The sequence below is a fragment of the Parvibaculum sp. genome (assembly GCF_035511255.1).
GTDB lineage: Bacteria > Pseudomonadota > Alphaproteobacteria > Parvibaculales > Parvibaculaceae > Parvibaculum.
The window spans coordinates 1-2075 of record NZ_DATKFR010000345.1; the positions used below are offsets into that span (position 1 = coordinate 1).

The 2075-nt window shown below is 64.3% G+C and carries 2 protein-coding genes; both read right to left on the reverse strand.

All coding sequences use genetic code 11. The features are described 5' to 3' along the window. Window positions 1-729 (reverse strand): ornithine carbamoyltransferase (locus VMR03_RS13430; protein WP_325406045.1); only part of this gene is annotated, 729 nt, incomplete at its 3' end. Beyond that, window positions 726-1940 carry an aspartate aminotransferase family protein gene (locus VMR03_RS13435; RefSeq protein WP_325406047.1) on the reverse strand — a complete coding sequence of 405 codons (1215 nt, stop codon included), beginning with the start codon at window positions 1938-1940 and terminating at the stop codon, window positions 726-728. The genes VMR03_RS13430 and VMR03_RS13435, both read right to left, overlap by 4 nt. Window positions 1941-2075 lie beyond the last annotated feature (135 nt).

Below are 2075 nucleotides of genomic sequence, written 5' to 3' on the forward strand. Positions count from 1 at the left end.
CGGGGTTCCCATCGAAACCCAGGTATCGGTGTTGACGCAGTCGGCGCCCTTCACCGCTTCGAAGGGATCGGTGGTCACGAAAATCTTCGCGCCCTTCTTGCGCGCCCAGTCGACGGCGGCACGGTCCGGCGCGAATTCCGGTGGGCAGGCGACCCTGAGTTCGAACTCGAGCTGCGCGGCCGCATGGATCCACGAGGTCACCATGTTGTTGCCGTCGCCGACCCAGGCGATGGTCCGCCCCTTGATCGGCCCCTTGTGTTCCTCGAAGGTCATCACGTCCGCCATCAACTGGCAGGGATGAGACTTGTCGGTGAGGCCGTTGATGACCGGCACGCTCGCATATTCGGCGAGCTCCATCAGATGCTTGTGATCGGTCGTGCGGATCATGATCGCGTCGACATAACGCGACAGCACGCGGGCCGTGTCGGCGATGGTTTCGCCGCGGCCGAGCTGCGTGTCGTTGCCGTTCAGCAGCAGCGTCTCGCCGCCGAGCTGGCGCATCGCGACGTCGAAGGAGACGCGCGTCCGCGTCGAGGGCTTCTCGAAGAGCATGGCGAGAAGCTTGCCCTTCAGGGGGCTGTCCATATCGGGCTCGGCCTGCGCCTTGCCGTTCCGTCCGGCCTTGCGGGTCTTCGCCCCGTCGAGGATCGAACGGAGGGCCGGACCTTCGATCAGATCGAGATCGAGAAAGTGCCGGGGCGACTTCGCCCTGGGATCATGCGCGTTCATGCGGCACCTCCCGCGGCCTGGGCGGGCTTCTTCGCAAGTTCCGCTTCGAGGCTCGTACAAGCGCGATCGAGCTTCTCGATCGCCTCGTCGAGATGGCTTTCATCGATGATGAGCGGCGGCAGCAGCCGCACCACATTGTCGCCCGCGCCGACGGTGAGCAGATGCTCCTTGCGCAGCGCCTGCACCAGATCGGTATTGGTAATGCGGCACTTGATCCCGAGCATCAGCGCCTCGCCGCGCACGCCCTCGATGATCGAGGGATGCTGGTCGGCAAGCATGGCGAGCTTCTGTTTCAGCTTCACGCCGATATCGCGCACATGGGCGAGGAAGTCTTCCCGGATCATCATCGAGACGGCGGCGTCGGCCACCGCCATCGCCAGCGGATTGCCGCCATAGGTCGAGCCATGCGTGCCGACCGTCATGCCGCGCGCGGCATTCTCGGTTGCCAGACAGGCGCCGACCGGGAAGCCGCCGCCCAGCGCCTTCGCGACCGGCATGATGTCGGGCGTCACGCCCGCGAGTTCATGCGCAAAGAGCTTGCCGGTCCGCCCGAAGCCCGTCTGCACCTCGTCGAGCAGAAGCAGGATGCCCGCCTCGTCGCACATGGCGCGGATCTTCCTCAGATCCTCGTTCGGCAGTACACGGATGCCGCCCTCACCCTGGATCGGCTCGATCAGGATGCCGGCGGTCGTTGATGTGATCGCCTTTTCCAGCGCCTTCATGTCGCCGAAAGGCAGATGCACGAAGCCCGGCATTTCGGGGCCGAAGCCTTCGAGATATTTCTTGTTGCCGCCGGCCGCGATGGTCGCCAGCGTGCGCCCGTGGAAGGCGCCTTCGAAGGCGATGAGTTCGTTGCGTTCCGGCGCGTCGCCGACGAAGTGATAGCGCCGCGCCATCTTGATCGCGCATTCCAGCGCCTCGGCGCCCGAATTGGTGAAGAAGACCGTATCGGCGAAGGTCGCCGCGATGAGCTTCCTCGCCAGTTTTTCCTGTCCCGGAATCCTGTAGATGTTCGAGACGTGCCAGACCTTCTGCGCCTGCTCCGTCAGCGCGCTGACAAGCGCCGGATGGGCATGGCCGAGCGCGTTGACCGCGATGCCGGCGCCGAAGTCGAGATAGCGCTCGCCCGATGCGGTGAAGAGGTAAGGTCCCTCGCCTCTCTCGAATTCAAGGTCGGCCCGCGCATAGGTCGGCAAGACTGGGGTAATCAAGATCAGGTCCTTCTCATTATTCCTTGGACCGGATGCTCGTTGAAACAGGGTTCAAGCATCGCGGTCCGGGCGACGGTCGGGATATCCGAACGACAAGACTGTCCTTCTTCCGCGAAGCCTTCATGGCTCTCGCGG